17 protein-coding genes and 1 pseudogene are annotated in these 20,778 nt (G+C 56.6%); 16 read left to right on the forward strand and 2 right to left on the reverse strand.

Going from position 1 to position 20,778, the window contains the following annotated elements; genetic code table 11:
• Positions 1–3: 3 nt before the first annotated feature.
• A complete protein-coding gene (locus H8709_RS08650) occupies positions 4–984 on the reverse strand; it encodes a carbohydrate kinase family protein (protein ID WP_262397978.1) in 981 nt (326 codons plus the stop codon).
• 284 nt (positions 985–1,268) lie between these two features.
• On the opposite strand from H8709_RS08650, the gene H8709_RS08655 reads away from it, so the two are divergent.
• The 16 genes and pseudogenes from H8709_RS08655 (at position 1,269) to H8709_RS08730 (ending at position 18,678) form a co-directional block, all read left to right on the forward strand.
• Positions 1,269–1,766 (forward strand): nitroreductase family protein, encoded by a 498-nt coding sequence (locus H8709_RS08655; protein WP_262397979.1) that lies wholly within the window; start codon positions 1,269–1,271, stop codon positions 1,764–1,766.
• A gap of 291 nt (positions 1,767–2,057) precedes the next feature.
• Complete coding sequence (locus tag H8709_RS08660) at positions 2,058–3,398, forward strand: hypothetical protein (protein ID WP_262397980.1); 1,341 nt, start codon at positions 2,058–2,060, stop codon at positions 3,396–3,398.
• A gap of 39 nt (positions 3,399–3,437) precedes the next feature.
• Positions 3,438–4,130, forward strand: a complete 693-nt coding sequence (locus tag H8709_RS08665; protein ID WP_262397981.1) for a response regulator transcription factor — start codon at positions 3,438–3,440, stop codon at positions 4,128–4,130.
• A 288-nt stretch (positions 4,131–4,418) separates the two neighbouring features.
• On the forward strand, positions 4,419–5,879 hold the full coding sequence (locus H8709_RS08670) for a sensor histidine kinase (protein WP_262397982.1): 1,461 nt from the start codon (positions 4,419–4,421) through the stop codon (positions 5,877–5,879).
• A gap of 126 nt (positions 5,880–6,005) precedes the next feature.
• Positions 6,006–6,938, forward strand: a complete 933-nt coding sequence (locus H8709_RS08675) for a DUF1385 domain-containing protein (protein WP_262397983.1) — start codon at positions 6,006–6,008, stop codon at positions 6,936–6,938.
• Positions 6,827–7,828: a peptide chain release factor N(5)-glutamine methyltransferase gene (prmC, locus tag H8709_RS08680; RefSeq protein ID WP_262397984.1), complete on the forward strand. Its 1,002-nt coding sequence runs from the start codon at positions 6,827–6,829 to the stop codon at positions 7,826–7,828. The genes H8709_RS08675 and prmC overlap by 112 nt, the downstream gene beginning before the upstream one ends.
• A gap of 194 nt (positions 7,829–8,022) precedes the next feature.
• Positions 8,023–9,165 (forward strand): recombinase RecA, encoded by a 1,143-nt coding sequence (recA, locus tag H8709_RS08685; RefSeq protein WP_262397985.1) that lies wholly within the window; start codon positions 8,023–8,025, stop codon positions 9,163–9,165.
• A 38-nt stretch (positions 9,166–9,203) separates the two neighbouring features.
• Positions 9,204–9,836: a regulatory protein RecX gene (locus tag H8709_RS08690; protein ID WP_262397986.1), complete on the forward strand. Its 633-nt coding sequence runs from the start codon at positions 9,204–9,206 to the stop codon at positions 9,834–9,836.
• Between the two features lie 285 nt (positions 9,837–10,121).
• Positions 10,122–11,453 carry a 30S ribosomal protein S12 methylthiotransferase RimO gene (rimO, locus tag H8709_RS08695; RefSeq protein ID WP_262397987.1) on the forward strand — a complete coding sequence of 444 codons (1,332 nt, stop codon included), beginning with the start codon at positions 10,122–10,124 and terminating at the stop codon, positions 11,451–11,453.
• Positions 11,454–11,469: 16 nt separating this feature from the next.
• Positions 11,470–12,036, forward strand: coding sequence for a CDP-diacylglycerol--glycerol-3-phosphate 3-phosphatidyltransferase (gene pgsA, locus H8709_RS08700; protein ID WP_262397988.1), 567 nt, complete (start codon positions 11,470–11,472; stop codon positions 12,034–12,036).
• Between the two features lie 347 nt (positions 12,037–12,383).
• A pseudogene (cysE, locus tag H8709_RS08705) lies at positions 12,384–12,887 on the forward strand (serine O-acetyltransferase); the annotation flags it as partial.
• Between the two features lie 213 nt (positions 12,888–13,100).
• Positions 13,101–14,495, forward strand: a complete 1,395-nt coding sequence (gene cysS, locus H8709_RS08710) for a cysteine--tRNA ligase (RefSeq protein WP_262398001.1) — start codon at positions 13,101–13,103, stop codon at positions 14,493–14,495.
• Between the two features lie 227 nt (positions 14,496–14,722).
• On the forward strand, positions 14,723–15,760 hold the full coding sequence (locus tag H8709_RS08715; protein ID WP_262397989.1) for a hypothetical protein: 1,038 nt from the start codon (positions 14,723–14,725) through the stop codon (positions 15,758–15,760).
• A 184-nt stretch (positions 15,761–15,944) separates the two neighbouring features.
• Positions 15,945–17,039 carry a hypothetical protein gene (locus H8709_RS08720; RefSeq protein WP_262397990.1) on the forward strand — a complete coding sequence of 365 codons (1,095 nt, stop codon included), beginning with the start codon at positions 15,945–15,947 and terminating at the stop codon, positions 17,037–17,039.
• A 244-nt stretch (positions 17,040–17,283) separates the two neighbouring features.
• Entirely contained in the window at positions 17,284–17,682 is a 399-nt protein-coding gene (locus H8709_RS08725; protein ID WP_262397991.1) for a PH domain-containing protein, read from the forward strand.
• 57 nt (positions 17,683–17,739) lie between these two features.
• Entirely contained in the window at positions 17,740–18,678 is a 939-nt protein-coding gene (locus H8709_RS08730; RefSeq protein ID WP_262397992.1) for a 1-phosphofructokinase family hexose kinase, read from the forward strand.
• Positions 18,679–18,956: 278 nt separating this feature from the next.
• Here the strand turns inward: H8709_RS08730 and H8709_RS08735 are convergent, their stop codons facing one another.
• Positions 18,957–20,777, reverse strand: a complete 1,821-nt coding sequence (locus tag H8709_RS08735) for an ABC transporter ATP-binding protein (RefSeq protein ID WP_262397993.1) — start codon at positions 20,775–20,777, stop codon at positions 18,957–18,959.
• Between the last annotated feature and the right edge of the window lies 1 nt (position 20,778).

Genomic DNA, 20,778 nt, shown 5'->3' on the forward strand with positions numbered 1-20,778 from the left:
GATTTATAGTAATTCTATATAATAGTCGTGCTCCTGTCTTTCTTTAAAAGCGAGAACGTCCGAAAGCGGCGGGATGCCGCCGTAGGCACTGTGGGCCTGGACGCAGAAGCTAGCCACGGCGTTGGCGAGCACCGCGCAGCCTTTGAGATCGTAACCCAGTTCCAGACCGGTGAGGAAACCCGCGCAGAAAGAGTCCCCCGCGCCGGTGGTGTCCACCGCCTTGACACCGGAATAAGCGGGGGCGATGAACATGCTCCCCAAAGCGTCCCGGACAAAAGCGCCTTTCTTTCCCATCTTAATGACCACGTTTGCCACCCCCAGGGACTGGAAAAAACGGGCCATCGCTTCGGGGTCACGCTCCCCGCCGGCAAGTTCCACCGCCTCGTCAAAGCTGGGCATAAAGAAGTCCACAAAGGGCAAAGCGGCTTGGATGGAGGGCAACCACCTTCCGGTGGTGTCCCAGCCGGTGTCCATGGCGGTGATCTGCCCGCGCTCCCTCGCCCGCCGCAGAAAAGCGGCACAGGGGAAGCCGTCGAATCTTTCCAGCTGCAAGGCACCGCCCACAAAGACAATATCGCTTTCGTCGGCGATTTCTAGGTCGATGTCCCTGCTTTCAAAGTAAGTGGAGGAGAAAGGGGTGTAAAAAAAGGTGCGCTCACCGCTCACCGGGTCCACCATGACGATGGAAACGCCGGTTTCCACCTCCGTATCCAGATGGATACCGCGGACGTCTACCCCCACATCCATCAGTTCTTTGAGGACGGAGCGCCCCATTTGGTCTTCCCCCAGCTTGCAAAAGAGGATCGAGCCCACCCCCAGCCGCGCCAGATCCAGGGCCGTATTCCCCGCGCAGCCGCCGATGGTGAAACGCATTGAATCCAGGGTGATACCCTTGCCCATGGGCGGAAAGGCGGGCACGGGGCTGCAAATAATATCGGCGTCGATACCGCCGATACAACAGATTTTTTTGAGCTTTTCCTCCATGCCTGCCGCCTCCTGTCTCATGCGGAAATAAGAGGGGGAACAAGTGCCGCAGCCGGACCATACACCCCCGCAATTTTTCATCTAAATTATAGAGGAAAAAAGTGCGTATATCAATAATTAATAAAAAGCGGCAAAGATTTTTAGCGTATATGATGAAAAAAGCCCAAAAAATCTAGTACATATCACGAAGAGTAAAAATACCTTTGACGTCCCGTGCTTACCGCGATAAGATAGACTTACAAGGAAAACAAAGACGCCCGAAATGTAAGAAAGGGGAGAGTATAATGCTCGATGTCATTCGTAACCGCAGAAGTATCCGCCAATATCAGAATAAGCCCGTTCCCGACGATCTGGTCAAGGAGCTGCTGACCGCCGGGTTCTATGCACCTACAGGGAGGAGGGCCAAACCCTGGCACTTCATCGTGGTAAATGAGCCGCAGAAGCTGCAAACCATGATGAAGATCCACCCCTATATGGGCATGCTCAAAACCGCGCCCATGGCCATCATCGTCTGCGGGGATACCAGCCTTTCCCCCGACCTGTGGACGGCCGACTGCGCGGCTGCCACCCAGAATATCCTGCTGCAGGCCTACGACCTGGGGCTGGGTACCTGCTGGTGCGGCATCGAGCCCAACGAGCAGAGGATGGACGAGTTTGGAAAGCTTTTCGATCTACCGGAGCACGTCAAGGTATACAGCGCCATTGCGGTGGGCTTCCCCGACGAGGAAAAGCCGGCGCCCGAGCGTTACGACGAAAGCGCCGTCCATCGCAATCAGTGGTAGGCGGGCAGTGCCCGCTCCCATGTCGCGCTATGGCACCATTTTGACCGAGGCCGCCTCCGCCGCGCCAAGGCGATAAAAAGGTAAGCCGGCCGCAAAACCAGATTTAAAGAACAGCCGCCTTTATGGCGGCTGTTCTTGCGTTGAGAGGCGGAGGATAGCACAGCTTACGTTCACACAATGGAAAAGCTTTTGCCTGAATTTTCTGGTGGCGCAAATTGGCAGGTTGTGGTAAAATAGAAACATGAAACTGTCTTCGTGTCTTTTCGACAAAGGGGAGGAAGGGGGAGCGCCATGAAGAGAAAAGCCATCTTGGGATTCTTTCTGTGCGCGGTCATGTTGCTGTTGACTTCCTGCGACAAAATTCAGCCCGATGTGGAGTCCCTCCTCAGCCCGCCCAAGCTCACCCAGGAACAACGGGAAATTTATGACGCTCTGGTTTCCAGCGCGGCCAGCTCCTCCATCAAGCTCAAATATCCCAAGGCGGGCGAGTATCGTTCCGCCTTTGTTATGTACGACATCGACGGGGACGGGGAGGAGGAGGCCATCGCCTTCTATGACCCACAGCAAGAGGATCCCAGCGTGCGCATCAGCATTCTGGACCGGCAAAATGGGGAGTGGGCCTCCATCTATGACAAGGCAAACAGTAGCGGCGGCGTAGATGTGGACCGGGTCATGTTTGAAAATATCTCCAGCACCGAGCACAAGGACATGATTATCGGCTGGAATTTAATGAACCGCTCCGAAAAGGGCGTGGGTATCTATGCTTACGAGGAACAGAAGCTGGTTTCCCTCTACCCTGACGAGAACGAGCATGAAGAGATGGATACCTACTCCGAGATGGTGGTGGCGGATTTAAACGGCGACCTCAGACAGGAAATCATTTTGCTCAAAAATTCCAGCTCCACTCTGCGCAGCAGCGTGCGGCTGGTGGGATATCGCCAGGGAAAGGTGCTCACCCTCATTGACCAGCAGCTGCGCGACGGCATCATGGGTTACTCCAAGGTGCAGCAGGCGGCGGTGGAACACGGGGTGGAGCTCTATGCCGACGTCTACCTGGGGGAAAGCATGATGGGGACCGAGATCCTCCGGGTAACAAATAGCGAAATCACCTATCTCACCGAGAAGACGGAGGTCTTCGCCCAGACACAGCGGGCCTCCAACCTGCCCAGCCGGGATGTGGATAACGACGGGCGCATCGAGGTGCCCGTCAACACCCCCCTCCCCGGGTACAGCAGCGAGGTGGAGGATCAGGCGCTGTATCTGACGAGCTACAACCGTTGGGAGGATGGTAAGCCCGTGGCCGTGCTTTCGGCGGTGGTCAACCACGAAAACGGCTACATGTTCACCATGCCGCCTGAGTGGATCGGCAAAGTCACGGTGGTAACCACATTTGTCCCCAATGAATGGAAGTTCATTCGATTTAACGAGACGCTGGAAAACGACAGTGACGCGCTGCTCTATATCAATGTGTATGCGGAGGACGAATATAAGGACAAAAACACCATCAGCCAGCGCACCTTAATTGACACCAAGGGGATTTTTGAATACTACCTGTATGTTCCGGAGAGCGCCGATCCCCAGCTCGCCATTCCCCTGGAACAGGCCAGGGAGCTGTTTGCGCTCTTAGTGTAGCGCGGCGGGAATAAGATGTATGCTAAGGAGGCAGAAGCAATGAAACGTATTTTAGTAGTAGAGGATGAGGACGCCATCCGTGATTTTGTCGTCATCAATCTCCGGCGCTCCGGCTATGATGTCACCGATGTCTCCAACGGGGAGGATGCCCTCCGGGTGTTTGACGAAAACGACGGCAAGTTCGACGTGGCCCTTCTCGATATTATGATGCCGGGCATTGACGGCTTCACCGTCTGCAAGGAAATCCGTAAGCGCTCAAGCACCATCGGCATCATCATGCTTTCGGCCAAGACCCAGGAGATGGACAAGGTCAACGGCCTGATGCTGGGAGCCGACGACTATGTGACCAAGCCGTTTAGCCCCTCCGAGCTGGTGGCCCGGGTGGACGCCATCCACCGCCGGGTGACCATGGCCAACAAAACCGACGAGGATTCCCTCATCGTATCGGGGGACTTTGAACTCAACCTCAAGAGCCGCACCCTCAAGAAAAACAAAGAGAATGTGGATTTGACCCAGGTGGAGTTTCAGATCATGGAGCTGTTCATGCGCAACCCCGACGTGGCGCTGGACCGCAGTGAAATCCTCTCCAAGGTTTGGGGGGAAAACTACTATGGCGACATAAAGATCGTGGACGTCAACATCCGCCGTCTGCGGATGAAAATTGAAGACGAGCCGTCGAGCCCCAAGCACCTGGTGACAGTGTGGGGGTTCGGCTACAAGTGGCAGGAGTAGTTTGGCGTTTGGCCCGGGATAAAGACGCGAAGCTTCCCCTAGGGCGCGCAGTCATCCCGGGTCCCGGGGCGGCCCGGGTCGCAGGCTGGGAATGGTTGTAAAGCCAAAGCGGGGCCCCAGCGATAGGCAAATTCCAGAGTGGAGCAGTCTCATAGGTGGGGCCGCTGGGACAAACGCGGACCCGCAGGTTTGGGGATAACGCCTTTCAAAAGCGGGAGAGACCGCTTTTGCGGGCAATGATGATGCGGGCCGCTGGAAGACAAATGAGGACGGGAGGGAGCAGGCAAGATGGCAGTCAAAAAGATCACCAAGCGCTGGCTGTTTAACAGCATGGCGGTCATCCTCGTCATCCTTCTGGCCATCGAGATCGTCTTTGCCGTGGGCATCAAAGGCTACTATTATAACGGCGTGGAGCAGATTCTCCGCACCCGGGCGGCCGCCATGGGCAACCTGCTCCAAACCTATGCCCAGGACAGTGCCACCGATTTTGCCACCGAGGTGCGCAGCTATGTGGAAAATTACGCGGACAAAGAGCGCATCGAGCTGATGGCCATCAACGCCGCCGGCGACATCGCGCTGACTTCCTCCGGCTTTGAGCCCAATAACCTCTACTATATGCCCGACTATGAGCAGGCCTTGGGTTCCTCCAACGCCATCGGACAGTTCCAGGGCACGGTGGAGGGGGAAAACGTCATGGCGGTCACCGTCATGAGCCCGGTGAGCAACCAGGAATTCACCGCCATGCGCTTTGTGGTCTCTTTGGAACAGGTGGACCAGCAGATCGTCATGCTCATCTGTTTAGTGACGGCCATCGCCGCCGCTATCATCTTCTTTGTGGTGCTTTCCAGCTCCTACTTTATCAACTCCATCGTCATCCCGGTGGGCGAGGTGGGCCAGGCGGCACGGAAAATCGCCCACGGAGATTTCGCCTACCGGCTCCATAAGAAAAACGACGACGAGATCGGGGAGCTGGTGGACGTCATCAACTACATGGCCGGGGAGCTTTCCGCCGCCGAAACCATGAAGAACGACTTTATCTCCTCGGTGTCCCACGAGCTGCGCACACCCTTGACGGCCATCAAGGGCTGGGGCGAGACGCTGCTGGCCGAAAGTAAGGACGAAAATGTGGACCCGCAGACCATTCAAAAGGGGATGGGGGTTATCCTCAAGGAGACCGACCGCCTCTCGGGGATGGTGGAGGAGCTATTGGACTTCTCCCGCATGCAGTCGGGCCGCCTGAAGCTCAATATGAACCGGCTGGACCTGGTGGCGGAGCTTTCTGACGCGGTGCTCATGTTTACCGAGCGGGCCAAACGGGAGGGCGTGGAGCTCAGTTACGAGGAACCGGAGGAATTTTGGGTCATTTATGGGGACAAAAACCGCCTTCGTCAAGTTTTTGTAAACATTGTGGACAATGCGTTGAAATATTCGGACAACGGTGATAAGATTACAATTGCTGCGACGGAATTCGAGCAATACGTCCATATCTCGGTGCAGGACACCGGGTGTGGCATCAGCGCTGAAGACCTGCCGAAAATCAAGCAGAAATTTTATAAGGGCAATTCCACCCGCCGCGGCTCGGGGATCGGGCTGGCGGTGGCCGATGAGATTGTCTCCATGCACGGCGGATCCCTGGGCATCACCAGCCGGGAGGGGGAGGGCACCTGCGTGACCATCAGCCTGCCGCTGATGACCAAGAAGGTACAGGCCGCCATCGACAAGATGGGGGAGGAAAACGCCAAGAGCTAGGCTAGGGTATCCGGATGCGGGAAGCGGCGTTCCGTTGTCCTTATTTTGATCATGATGGCCCTCAGAGGGCTTACAGATACAATTGTACCGCCTCGGGGATACCGGGGGCGAAAAGGAGCGTTACATTTGCATAATAAAAAGAACTTCAAGACTTCCATCGGCGGACAGGCCCTCATCGAGGGCGTCATGATGAAGGGAGTCAGCCAAAGCTGCATGGCGGTGCGCACGCCAAGCGGGGAAATCGACGTGGAAACCTGGGATAATCCAAAGGCCAAATGGTATAAAAAAGTTCCTATTATACGGGGCGTTATCAATTTTGTGGTGATGCTTATCGAAGGCTATCGGACACTGATGAAATCCGCGGAAAAAGCGGGTTTTGACGAAGCCGAAAGTGAGAGCAAATTCGACCAGTGGCTTTCCAAGGTCTTTGGGGAGAAGCTGATGGGGGTCATCTCGGTGGTGGCGCTCATCCTGGGCGTGGCGCTGGCGCTGCTGCTCTTTATGGTCATTCCCGCCTTCCTCACCAAATTCCTGCGCCCGATGATCGGCTCCCAGATCGCACTGTCGGCCATTGAGGGCGTCATTAAAATCGCCATTTTTGTGGGATATCTGGCCTTAGTCTCCCGGATGGAGGATATCCACCGGGTCTTTGAGTACCACGGCGCCGAGCACAAGACCATCTTCTGCTATGAGCACGGCAACGAGATGACGGTGGAGAACATCCTCAAGGAGAAGCGGTTTCACCCCCGCTGCGGCACCAGCTTCCTGCTCATTGTGCTGGTCCTCTCCATCCTGGTCTTTTCCGTGGTCACCTGGGACAGCTTAGTGCTGCGGGTGGTCCTCAAATTCGCGTTTTTGCCTCTCGTGGTGGGCGTCGCCTATGAGATCATCAAATTCGCCGGACGCCACGACAACCCCTTTACCCGGGCCATCTCCGCGCCGGGCATGTGGCTGCAGCGGCTCACCACCGCGGAACCCGACGCCTCCCAGGTGGAGGTGGCGCTGGCCTCCTTCCTGCCGGTCCTGCCCAAGGACGAAAGCGAAGACGACCGCTGGTAATTTTGCGGCGGGGAAAGGCTGATCTATCTTTGAAGAGAATCGCTTATCTTTCTCACTTACAAAAGCAACTGAAAAACGCGGGGGTGGATGCCCCGGCGTTTGCGGTTGCTTTGCTTTTTGAACGGGTCTTTTCCGTGCCCCGTGATCAGCTCCACGACCTCGATGCCCCGCTTGACGAAGGGGACCCCGCTGTCCGGGAGCGGATGGCCGTCATGGAGAAACTCGTGGAGCGTCGGGCCGGGGGCTATCCCCTCCAATACCTGCTGGGGGAGTGGGAGTTTTTCGGCCTTCCCTTTTATGTGGGGGAGGGGGTGCTCATCCCCCGGCCCGACACCGAGGTCGTGGTGGAGCGGGCGCTTTTCCTCCTGCGGGGGAAAAGCGCCCCCCGGGTGCTGGACCTGTGCAGCGGCAGCGGGTGTATCGCCGTGGCCATCGCCCAGGAGCGCCCGGACAGCCGGGTCACGGCGGTGGAACTCTCCGAGGCGGCCTTCGGCTATTTAAAAAGGAATGTGGAGCGCCATGGCGGTGCGGTGCGCCCGGTGTGGGGCGACGCCCTGGATACCGGCATCGTCGGGGGGGACTTTGCCCTCATCGTCTCCAATCCCCCCTATATCCGACCCGAGGCCATGGATTCCCTCCAGCGGGAGGTGGGCTATGAGCCCCGGATGGCGCTGGAAGCCCCGGAGCGGGGCCTCTACTTCTACCGGGAGATCGCGGCCCGGTGGCGGGAGCGGCTCACGCCGGGCGGGATCCTCCTCTTCGAGGTGGGTTTCGACGAGGCAAAAGAAGTCGCCGGCATCCTCCGGGCGGCGGGCTTTACCGGGGTGCGCTCAGCCAAGGACTACGGCGGCAACGACCGGGCCGTCTGGGGGCATTGGGGAGAGAAATAGGACGCAACCACCGCCCGCCGCCTGCGCGCATCCGGCCCATAGAGTGTGTGGAGACCCCAGAATCTGCCGGGCAAAAAGATGGCGGGAATGGGTCAAATTCGGTTGCGCTCCTACCCAAAACAAGGTATAATAGGACAATACGGGAACATATGCTCGCTTAAGGCGGGTTGGACAGATAAACTGGGAGGTAAACTATGGCACTGGATAAACAAAAAGCGCTGGACACCGCGCTGGGCCAGATCGAAAAGCAGTTTGGCAAGGGCGCGGTCATGCGCCTGGGACAGAATAGCCACCTCAACGTGGAGGCCATCTCCACCGGCTCCATCGCGCTGGACGTGGCGCTGGGCATCGGCGGCGTTCCGCGGGGCAGAATCGTGGAGATTTATGGGCCGGAGAGCTCCGGTAAAACCACGGTGGCCCTGCACGTGGTGGCCCAGGCGCAGAAAGAGGGCGGCATCGCCGCTTTCATCGACGTCGAGCACGCCCTGGACCCGGTGTACGCCGCGGCGCTGGGGGTGGACATCGACGCCCTCCTGGTCTCCCAGCCGGACACCGGCGAACAGGCGCTGGAGATCACCGAAGCGCTGGTGCGCTCGGGCGCCATCGACGTCATTGTCCTCGACTCGGTGGCCGCCATGGTCCCCCGGGCGGAGATCGACGGCGAGATGGGCGACGCCCATGTGGGACTTCAGGCGAGACTGATGTCCCAGGCCCTGCGCAAATTGACCGGCGTTATCTCCAAGTCCAACTGCGTCGCCATCTTTATTAACCAATTGCGTGAAAAGGTGGGCATTGTCTACGGCAACCCGGAGGTCACCCCCGGCGGCCGGGCGCTCAAGTTCTACTCCTCCGTGCGCCTGGAAGTGCGCCGCATTGAGCAGCTCAAGTCCGGTTCCGAGGTCATCGGCAACCGCACCCGCTGCAAGGTGGTCAAGAACAAGGTGGCCCCTCCCTTCAAAGAGGCGGAATTTGACATCATGTACGGCCAGGGCATCTCCCGGGAAGGGGAGCTGCTGGATTTGGCCGTGCGGCTGGACGTCATCAACAAAAGCGGCGCGTGGTTTAGCTATAACGGCGAGCGTCTGGGCCAGGGCCGGGACAATGTGAAAACCTATATTAGGGAGAACCCCGCTTTTGCCGCCGAGCTCGACAAGGAAATCCGCGCCAACGCCGACAAGCTGGGCGCGCCGGTGCGCAAGGGCAAAAAGTCCGACGCTAAGGTGGAGCCGGCCGTGGCCGCTCCCGCGACACCGGAACCCGCCCCCGCCGCTGCTCCGGCTCCGGCCGCCGCCAAGCGGAAGACGCCGGACATCGACATCGAGGTGGACGACGAATAGAAAAGACGGGCGCGTCATAGAAATGGAAGCAGAACCCTATGCTCATTACAGCTATTGAGCCCTTTAAGGGCAGCAAATACAATATCTTCGTGGAGGGCGAATACGCCCTGACCGCCGACATCGAGATCATTTTGGAATTGCGTCTGCGGGCGGGCCAGGCGGTCACCCCCGAGGACCTGGAAGAAATCCGGGTCCGGTGCGACACCCGGCGGGCCAGGGAGCGGGCGCTCTACCTGCTCTCCTTTCGGGACCACTCAAAAAAGGAGCTCTCCGACAAGCTGCGCAAAAACTATGATGAGGACATCGTCAGCGAAGTGGTGGAGCGCCTGGAGGGCGCGGGGCTCCTCGACGACGCGGCCTATGCCAGAGGCAGGGCCAGGGACCTCATTGAGCGCAAGCGCTACGGCGAAAAGCGGGTGCGCCAGGAGCTGAAAATCCGGGGCATCGCAAGCGACATCATCGACGAGGTGCTCTCCGAGCTCAAGCAGGACGACCGGGAGGAACGGCTCGTTTCCCTCATCGAGGCCAAATACCTGGGGAAGCTGCGGGGGGAAAACGGAACCGCCCGGGTCACAGCGGCCCTCGCGCGGATGGGCTACCCCTACGACGAAATCCGGCGGGCCCTGCGTGAGTTTGACGCGGACGAGGAAGACGAATCAGAGTCCTTTTAACGCACAGGATGAGGAAGACAGCGCCGCTCATCAACGCGGGGACGGACCGCATCGCTTCTTGCGATAGGATAGAAAAATAGCACCGCTGGTCAATGCGGGAACGGACCGCATCGCTTCTTGCGATAGGATGAGGAAGACAGCGCCGTGTGGAACGGAATTGACGAACCCTATCCTTTTATTGGATTGGATCAATAAGTCGAAAGCGCGCTTTCCAGGAAATGGAGCGCGGACGGGGAAGACCGAATCGCGGTCTTCAAGGAGAAAAGAACAAAGGCAAGGTGAAGAATGGATAACACGACGGTAGGGATGGTGTCGCTTGGCTGCACCAAAAACCAGGTGGACGCGGAGATCATGCTCTCCCTTTTGGAACAAGGGGGCTTTGTCATCAGCGCCGACCCGGCGGAGTGCGACGTGGTCATCGTCAATACATGTGGCTTTATTGAGGACGCCAAACGGGAGTCCATTGAAAATATATTGGAGTTTTGCCAGCAAAAGGGCGCGGGAAAGCTCAAGGTCGTGGTGGTGACGGGATGCTTGGCCGAGCGTTACCGGGACGAGGTGGCGGCGGAGATCCCCGAAGCCGATGTGGTGCTGGGCATTGGCGCCAACAGCGACATTGTGGCGGCCATCCGCGCGGCGCTGTCGGGTGAGCGGGTAACCCGCTTCCCGGACAAAAAGGCGCTGCCGCTGGAAGGGGCCAGGAAACTGACTACCAAGCCCTACACCGCCTACATCAAAATCGCGGAGGGGTGCGACAACCGGTGCACCTACTGCGCTATCCCCCTCATCCGGGGCGGTTTCCGCAGCCGGAGGATGGAGGACGTGGTGGCGGAGGCCCGGAACCTTGCCCAAAGCGGGGTTAAGGAGCTCAACGTGGTGGCGCAGGACACCACCCGCTATGGTCTGGACCTCTATGGGCAGCCCATGCTGGCCCGGCTGCTCCAGGAGCTTTGCAAGATCGAGGGGCTGCACTGGATCCGGGTGCTCTACGGCTATCCGGACCGAATCAACGACGAGCTCATCCAGGTCTTTGCCAATGAACCCAAGATCGTCAAATATATCGACGTGCCCTTGCAGCACGCCAGCGGCAAGGTCTTAAAGGAGATGAACCGCAGGGGGGACCGGGAGAGCCTGACGGCCCTCATGGAAAAGCTCCGGGCGAACATTCCCGACATGGTGCTGCGCACCACCTTCATCACCGGCTTCCCCGGGGAGAGCGAGGCGGATTTCGAGGAGCTGTGCGCCTTTGTGGAGGATGTCCGATTCGACCGGCTGGGGTGCTTTGCCTACTCCGAGGAGGAGGGGACCCCCGCCGCCGGACGGGAAGACCAGGTGGAGGAGGAAGTCCGCAGGCGGCGGGCCGAGATCATCATGGAGCGGCAGTACGCCATCATGGAGGAGAAAAACGCCGCTCAGATCGGCCGCACCCTGGAGGTGCTCTGCGAGGGTTATGACCCGCAGTCCGGCCTTTACGAGGGCCGCAGCTATATGGACGCTCCGGACATCGACTCCCGCATCTACTTTGTGAGCGGCTTCCCCTGCGAAGAGGGGGAATTTTACTCCGTGGTCATTGACAGCGCGGAAAACTATGACCTGACCGGTCATACATGCAGATGAGAAAGGTGGGAAAGCAATGAATCTTCCCAACAAGTTGACCGTTCTTCGGGTGCTGATGATCCCTGTGTTCTTGGTGTTTCTGCTCCTTGACGCCATTCCCCACAACTACCTGTGGGCCCTCATCGTCTTTATTTTGGCGTCGCTGACCGACATGCTCGACGGGAAGATCGCCCGCAAGCACGGCCTGGTCACCGACTTCGGCAAGTTTATGGACCCGCTGGCCGACAAGCTACTGGTCAACGCGGCCCTCATCTGCTTCATCGAAAAGGGACTGGTGATGGCGGTCCTCGTCTTCATCATCATCGCCCGGGAATTTTTAGTCACCTCCCTGCGCCTGATCGCGGCGGGGAAGGGCACGGTCATCGCGGCCGACATCTGGGGCAAGGTTAAAACCGTCTGCCAGATCATCGCCGTGTGCCTGATCATGCTCCTCCAGGAGCTGCTCTATGCGGGCGTTCTTCCTCAGAATTTTCCGGTGGGCGCGGTCAACGCCGTATCCATGTGGATTGTGGTCGTCTTTACCGTCCTGTCCGGCTTTAACTATCTGTGGAAAAACCGCAGCTGCATCGCTTCCGCTAAGTAGCCTCTTGCAAAAAGCATAGGATTGTGGTAGAGTATGGTACAAAAGAACGATGCGTTTAAGCGGGAGAAGTAACGCCGTGAGCGAAGCGACAGAGAGAGGACATGATACGCTGAGAGTGTCCTTACGCTTTCGAGAGGCGCGAAATGCACCCGTCAGCACATGCGGGGGAAGGGCCTTTTGGGCCTGCGTATCCCCATGCGTCTTGCCCGCGTTAAGGGCCTTTGAGTGAGAAATCGAAGTGGAACCGCGACAAGACTGCCGCCTTCGTTTGGGATATTTCCCAAACGAAGGCTTTTTTTGTTTCATGCCGGCCTAATTGCAGGCGCGGCGGGGAAGGAGCGTGGCAAATGCTTTTTGACAGACTGCGTGCGGACATCGACGCGGTAAAACAGCGGGACCCGGCTTCCCGGAGCAGTTTGGAAATCCTGCTGCTTTATTCCGGTGTCCACGCCATTATCGCCCACCGTTTCTCCCATTTTTTCTACCGCCATAAGCTCTACTTTTTGGCGCGCCTCAATTCCCAGCTGTCCCGGTTTTTTACCGGCATTGAAATCCATCCCGGCGCCAAAATCGGCCGGGGGGTCATGATCGACCACGGCTGCGGCATCGTCATCGGCGAGACGGCGGAGGTGGGGGACGGCTGCGCCCTCTATCAGGGTGTAACCCTGGGAGGAACGGGCAAAGATAAAGGAAAGCGCCATCCGACGCTGGGAAAAAACGTGATGGTGGGAGCCGGCGCCAAGGTGCTGGGTCCCTTCAAAATCGGGGACAACGCCAAGATCGCCGCGGGCGCGGTGGTGCTGGAAGAGGTCCCGGAAAACTGCACGGCCGTGGGCGTGCCCGCCCGGGTGGTGCGGAGAAAAGGCGTCAAGCCCCCCCTCCAAGAGCTCGACCAGGTGCGGATTCCCGACCCGGTGGCCCAGGAGCTCTGCCGGCTCCAGCTGACCATTGAACGGCTGGAAATGAGGCTCAAACAGGTAGAGGCGGAGAACGACGCCCGGGCAGAGCGAAAGAGCATTGAACGATACGACCGGCAGAAAGCCCATAGAAAGGAACGAAAGAGCATGAAAGTATTCAATACCCTCCATAAGTGCAAGGAAGAATTTGTCCCCCTCACCCCCGGCAAAGTGAAGATGTACGCCTGCGGGCCCACGGTGTATAATTACATCCACATCGGCAACGCCCGGCCCATCTGCGTCTTCGACACCCTCCGCCGCTACCTGGAATACCGGGGCTATGACGTGACCTTTGTGCAGAACTTCACCGACGTGGACGACAAGCTCATCAAAAAGGCCAACGAAGAGGGCATCACCGTTAAAGAGGTGGCCGAGCGCTACATTAAGGAATACCTGACCGACGCCGAGGGCTTAGGCATCCGCCCGGCCACCTTCCATCCCCGCGCCACCGAGAACATGGAGAAGATCATCGAGATCGTCAAGACCCTGGTGGATAAGGGCTATGCTTATGCCGTGGGCGGCGACGTCTATTTCCGCACCAAGAAATTCGATGAGTACGGCAAGCTCTCCCACATGCCGCTGGAGGATTTGGAATCCGGCGCCCGCATCGCCGTGGGGGAAGTCAAAGAGGATGCCATGGACTTCGCCCTCTGGAAAGCCGCCAAGGAGGGAGAGCCCGCCTGGGATTCCCCCTGGGGCAAAGGACGTCCCGGCTGGCACATCGAGTGCACGGCCATGATCAATAACCTGCTGGGCGACACCATCGACATCCACTGCGGCGGCCAGGACCTGATCTTCCCCCACCATGAAAACGAGATCGCCCAGGCCGAGTGCTGCACCGGCAAGGAATACGCCCGGTACTGGATGCACAACGGCTACATCAATGTGGACAACAAAAAGATGTCCAAGAGCTTAAATAATTTCTTCACCGTCCGGGACGTGGCGGAGCAGTACGGCTATGAGCCCATCAAGTTCATGATGCTTCAGGCCCACTACCGCAGCCCCATCAATTACAGCGTGGAGGTTATCGAGCAGTGCAAGGCGGCGCTGGAGCGGCTTTATAACTGCCGGGACAATCTGGACTTTATGCTCCAAAACGCCGCGGAGGAAACCCGCGAGGGCGACGCCGAGCGCAAAGCAGCGTTGGCGACTCGCCGGGACCAGTTTGTCGCCGCCATGGACGACGACCTCAACACCGCCGACGGCATCGCCGCCGTCTTCGACTTGGTCAAGGACATCAACACCGCCCTGAATGAACCCCAGTCCCGGGACTATATCCGCTATGCGGCCGGCCTCTTCGACGAACTGACCGGGGTGCTGGGCCTTGTCTACAACCGCAAAAAGGAGGACCTGGACAGCGAGATCGAGGCCCTCATCGAAAAGCGGCAGCAGGCCAGGAAGAACAAAGACTTTAAAACCGCCGACGCCATCCGCGATGAGCTCAAAGACAAGGGCATTGTCTTGGAGGATACCCCCCAAGGCGTCAAATGGAGCCGCGCATAAAGAGCAAACGAAACGAAGCAGCCGCTGCAAGCGGCTGCTTTTTTGCATCACCGGAGAAAGTTGGTTGTGCAATGTGCTGGAATTGGGACAGCCTTTTTTAGTTATTACAGAAAAGTAACAGAAAAATGAAAAAACCTATTGGCAAATGGGAAAAGACCCGCTATAATAAAATCAGACAAGGAAATCCTTGCCAAAAGTAAAGATGAGAATTTTAGGAGGAGAAACAAATGAAAAAGGCATTAGCTCTGATTCTGGCGGTTGTCATGTGCATTGGCATGGCTTCTGTGGCATTTGGTATCAATGTAACAAAATCCATCGATGGATTCGTCGCTTTTAGAACACAGGATGACGTTCAGGATATCACCAATGGCGCATATGCTTATGTGGCGGGTGAAACTTTCTATGTAGCGCCTTATATCATCGCTGATGGCGATGCGATGACTTTTGAGATCACCAAAGCGGAAGTGAAACAGGGTTCCACCACCGTTTATGAGCCTGCTTTCTTCCTGGATGATGAGGGTAACTTTGTCACTGGTTGCTGGCTCGTGCAGATGAAGACCAAAGATATCGCTGCTGTCAAAGAGTATGACACCATCCTGCATGTCGAAGGCAAGCTGGAAGACGGTACTGTTGTCAAAGGCGATGTGACTCTGACTGTCAAAGACACTGATATGATCACCGAGAACGACATCAACAAAGCCCGCATCGACGACGCTGATGTTGCTACCAACGGCAGATATGTTGTCTCCGCTGACGCTTTCAAAGCGATCAAATCCGGCGAGACCTTCAAATTCCCGTATGACGGCTACACCCTGACTGTTGGTTCCGGCATCAAAAATGCTCTGAACTTCCGCGCTTCCGTTGAGAAGATCGACGCGATCGTTGAGAAATACGGCGAAGACAAAGTCCTGGGCGTTATCGATTTCAAAGACAAGAACGATCTGCCTGTCGAAATCGGCGTTGACATGGAGTGCACCGAGTATTCCAACACCCATAAGACCAACGTTGCTTATGTTTACAGAGTCGAAGGCGACAAACTGGTTCTGGTCACCGACAAAGCGACCTATGACGCAGCCAGAGAGACCGTTTCCTTCAAGACCAACAAACTGGGCACCCTGGTGATCTCCGCTGAGCCTCTGACTGATGCGAAAGCAGAGACCGAGACCAAGAAAAACCCGACCACCGGCGCAAACGATGTCGTTGGCCTGGCAGTAGCAGGCGCAGTCGTTGCGATGGCAGCTGGCTTCGTTGCTCTGAAAAAATAATCTGTCGAAATAACAGTTCGATGCGATAAGAAAAAGAGAGATGCAAACGCATCTCTCTTTTTTATGTACATTTGCCTGTAGAATATCATCAAAACTCATTGCCAATGGTGGAAAATACGCTTATAATAAGTAGAGACAAGGAAATCCTTGCCAAAAGATAAGAGAATTTTAGGAGGAGAAACAAATGAAAAAAGCACTAGCGCTTATTCTGGCGGTTGTCATGTGCATTGGCATGGCTTCTGTGGCATTTGGTATTGATGTCACCCTGCCCCTCTCCGGTTGTGTGATTGTCGATAACAACGGCAATGCAGTGATTGACGCCTATTTGGATGAGGCAGACGGAACCATCTGTTATGTGGCCGGTAGTGAGTTTTATATCATTCCCGACTGCTACCTCCCTGGGGAAGAGGAGCACGGTAATTACGACAATTTTGAGATCACCAAAGCGGAAGTGAAACAGGGTTCCACCACCGTTTATGAGCCCGCTTTCTTTTTTGACGATGAGGGCGCTCCCCAACTGGGCTGGGTCATCCAGATGAAGACCAAGGATATCGCCGCTGTCAAAGAGTATGACACCATTTTGCATATCGAAGGCAAATGGTTTGATCGCAACAATGTGGAGTACAAGGTATCCGGCGACCTGCGTCTGGTTGTCAAAGACACTGACATGATCGATGAGAACGACATCAATAAAGCCCGCATCGACGACGCTGACGTTATCACCACTGGCGCCGAGAACGGCGGCTACAGATATGTTGTCTCCGCCGACGCTTTCAAAGCGATCAAATCCGGCGAGACCTTCAAATTCCCGTATGACGGCTACACCCTGACCGTCGGTTCCGGCATCAAAAATGCGCTCAACTTCCGCGCTTCTGTTGAGAAGATCGACGCTATCGTTGAGAAATACGGCGCAGACAAAGTCCTGGGCGTCATCGATTTCAAAGACAAGAACGACCTGCCTGTCGAAATCGGCGTTGACATGGAGTGCACCGAGTACTCTTCCACTCATAAGACCAACGTTGCTTATGTTTACAGAGTGGAAGGCGACAAACTGGTTCTGGTCACCGATAAAGCGACCTATGATGCAGCCAGAGAGACCGTTTCCTTCAAGACCAACAAACTTGGTACCCTGGTGATCTCCGCTGAGCCTCTGACCGATGCGAAAGCAGAGACCGAGACCAAGAAAAACCCGACCACCGGCGCAAACGATGTCGTTGGCCTGGCAGTAGCAGGCGCAGTCGTTGCGATGGCAGCTGGCTTCGTTGCTCTGAAAAAATAATCTGTCGAAATAACAGTTCGATGCGATAAGAAAAAGAGAGATGCAAACGCATCTCTCTTTTTTGTAGTCGGAGCAGAAAACGCAGACGACTGCGTAATACGTTTTGTATCCTATTGGACCACCGTGTTATGACAGGTTAGGCGGCGGGGAACAAGATGAAAACGCATTCCGGTTCTATTTCTTATTGCATTTGGCTCGGGCAATTGCTACAATAGAAGCAAGAAAAGTCAGGGAGGGAGCGCACGTGGATCAGCTGCAATATCTATGGAAGGATCGCAAACGCATTCTGGGAATGCCGATCACCTTTACCAAATACGCCATGAGTGAGGACCGAATTTTCTTGGAAACGGGACTGCTCAGTACCAATCAGGAGGAAGTGATCCTCTACCGAGTGCGGGACATCAGCCTTCGTATCTCCTTGGGCCAGCGCATTTTTGGCGTGGGGTCCATCCTGGTGCAGTCATCGGACAAAAGCATGCCCAAGTTGATGCTCAAAAATATCAAGCATCCCCGGGAAGTCAAAGAACTCATCCACAAGCAGGTAGAGGACATGAAGGTCCGGCGCCGGATGCGGGTGGGAGAAATCCTGGACGACGACGGATGTGATCACGATCTGGATGACGACGATTATCTGGGCAATTAGCGGGAATACGGACCCGATAAATTAGGCTGGCGTGGCCAGCGGAATGGAGACAAAACGATGAAGACCGAAAAGATTCTGACAGTGACCCTCAATCCGGCCATCGACGTCAACGTCTATGTGGATATGCTGGACAAGGAACGGGTCAATTTTTCCTATGACGAGCACTTTGATGCGGCAGGTAAGGGCACCAACGTATCCCGTGCACTGACCAAATGGGGCATTGGCAATACGGCCCTGCTCGTCACCGGCAAGGACAACGCCAAGCAGTACTTTGACCGTTTGGCTGAGGAGAATATCCAGTGTATGGTGGTCTATAACGAGGGAAAGATTCGGGAGAATCTGAGCATCATCACCGACGACGGCAACCTGTATAAGCTCAACCGCCAAGGTTCCCGCTTTACACAGGAGAACTTTGATGAAGCAATCGCCAAATTGGACGCCTTTGGCCTAAAGGGCGCCATCGTCGTCTTTGCCGGCAGTTTGCCGGTGGGCATGTCCAAAGAGGACTTTATGCGCATGGTGGCCTATGTCCGGGATGCCGGCGCTGTGGTGGCGCTGGACAGTAACGCTCTTTCCGCCGCGCAGATCGTTGAGCTGAGGCCCTGGACCATCAAGCCCAACCAAGAGGAACTGGAGGCCATGACCGGAAAGAAAGCCTCCTCCTATGCGGACATTGTCGCCATTGCCAGGGAAATCATCGCCAAGGGCATTGAGAATGTGATCGTCAGCTTGGGAGGAGACGGGCTCATCGGCGTGTGCGCGGATACCGCCGTCAAAGTGGATGTGCCCGACGTCGTGGTGCGTTCCAATGTAGGCGCAGGGGATACGACCCTCTCCGGCTTCATCGCCGCCGTGTCCCGGGACGATGACTTTGCTGATGCCGTCAAATATGCGGCCGCCTGTGGCACCGCTGCGGTCACCACCGAAGGGACTAACCCTCCCAGCACCGAAAAGGTGGGAGAGATTCTCGCACAAGTTACGGTAAAACCCCTTTAGGCAGCGAATAAATGACGGGGGAAAAATAAAAGCGAAAGAAGGACACCATCTTACCGATGGGTGTCCTTCTTTTATACTGTCCTAGCTTTTCGCAGTATGGAAAACGGCTGCTGGAAGCCCCGCCAGGTCAAGAAATTCATGACAAGGTCACGCCCACTCGCCAGGGTATAGCTAGGCTCGTCGGTGGTAATGGCGATCTGGGCCGGCGAGTGGCAACGCCGTTGATTTATAATAGGTAGGTGTCAGTATAAGTTCAATTTTCATCGAGTATGTTTCTTTTAAGAAACCCTTGCCTCGAACTGGCTGTTATACAAATCCGCATAGAAACCGTTCATGGAGAGCAACTCTGCGTGGGTGCCCCGCTCCACGATGTCGCCGTCCCGGACCACCAGAATGAGGTCAGCGTTTTGAATGGTGGAAAGGCGGTGAGCGATGACGAAGCTGGTCTTACCCTTCATTAGCCGGGCCATAGCCTTTTGAATCTCCACCTCCGTACGGGTATCCACGCTAGAGGTAGCCTCGTCCAGCACCAGGATGGCGGGGTCGGTGAGCATAGCACGGGCGATGGTCAGAAGCTGCATCTGCCCCTGAGAGACCCCGGCGGCTTCGCCGGAAAGGACAGTGTCGTACCCCTGGGGCAGGGTGCGGATAAAGTGGTCGCAGCAGGCGGCCTTAGCGGCAGCCACGATCTCCTCTCGGGCGGCATCCCGTTTGCCATAGGCGATGTTTTCTGCGATGGTGCCCTCGAAGAGCCAGGTGTCCTGGAGCACCATACCAATGTGCCGCCGCATATTACTCCGGGGCAGGTCGGTGATGTTTTGCCCGTCGATGGTAATAGAGCCGCCATTGAGCTCGTAAAAGCGCATGAGAAGGTTCACCAGCGTGGTCTTGCCGCCCCCGGTGGGGCCCACGATGGCCACCATCTCATTGGGGTGCACCTCCAGATTCAGATCCTTAATGAGTGTTTTTTCGGAAGTATAGCCAAAGCGCACATCTCGGAACATTACGTGCCCCTGGGAGATGCTCCCTGCGTTGCCACGCTTGTCGGGCCGCTCCTCCTCCTCGTCCAGCAGGGCGAAGACCCGTTCCGCTCCCGCAATGGCGGCCTGGAGAGAAGTGACAACATAGGCAGTTTCGGTGACCGGCTCAGAAATCTGGTTGACGTACTGTAAAAAAGCCTGAACGGTGCCCAGGGTAATGGCCCCGCCCAATGCCATACCACCTCCAAGGACAGCGGTGGCGATGAAGCCTAATTGCCCCAGCGCCCGGATGGTGGGGTAGATGGTGAAGTCGGAGAACTGGGCATTGCGCTGGGCGCGATATTGCCGCTCGTTGAGTTCCTCCGCCGCCGCCAGCATCGCCTGTTGTTGGTTGAACACTTTCACCACCCGGTTGCCCGCATAGATCTCCTCAATCTTGCCGGTCAGCGCGCCCATGGACGCCAGGTTTTCCCCATAAGCCCGCTGGGCCAATGTGGAGACAAAACCGGTGGCCACCATGCTGACGAGCAGAGAGACTACAACTACGGCAAAGAGGACTGGACTCAGCACCAACATAGTAATTGCAGCAAATAAGACTGTGAATACCGAAGAAATGAACTGGGGTAGACCCTCCTGCATTGCGGCGGACACCTTCTCCAGGTCATTAGTAACCCGGCTCATGACCTCGCCAGTTTTATGGATATCAAAGTAGCGCAGCGGTAACCGGTGCAGCTTGGCGCTGATATCCCTGCGGAAGGAGAGGGTCAACTCCTCCCCCACGCTGGCGATTAAGTACTGCTGGAGATAGGCAAGCAGACCACTTATCAGCGCCGAGGCCAGGATGAGAACCACGGGTAACCAGAGCACCTGCAGGGCCGTCTCCACAATTCCAACAGAGCCATCATAGGAGCGGATAGCCGCTACCAGGGCATCAATGCCCTTACCCACGGCCAGGGGCAGAGCGGTAAAAGCGGCGGAACTAAGCAGCGTGGCTACGACGATGATGATTAAATTCCGTTTTTGGCGGCCCAGCCGGTTCAATAGCCGCTTGGCCGTCGCTTTGGTGTTTTGGGGAATATCCTCATGCGTAATATTTTGCTTTTTCTTATCTTTAGCCATG

The sequence above is a fragment of the Zongyangia hominis genome (assembly GCF_014385095.1).
Taxonomy (GTDB): domain Bacteria; phylum Bacillota; class Clostridia; order Oscillospirales; family Ruminococcaceae; genus Zongyangia; species Zongyangia hominis.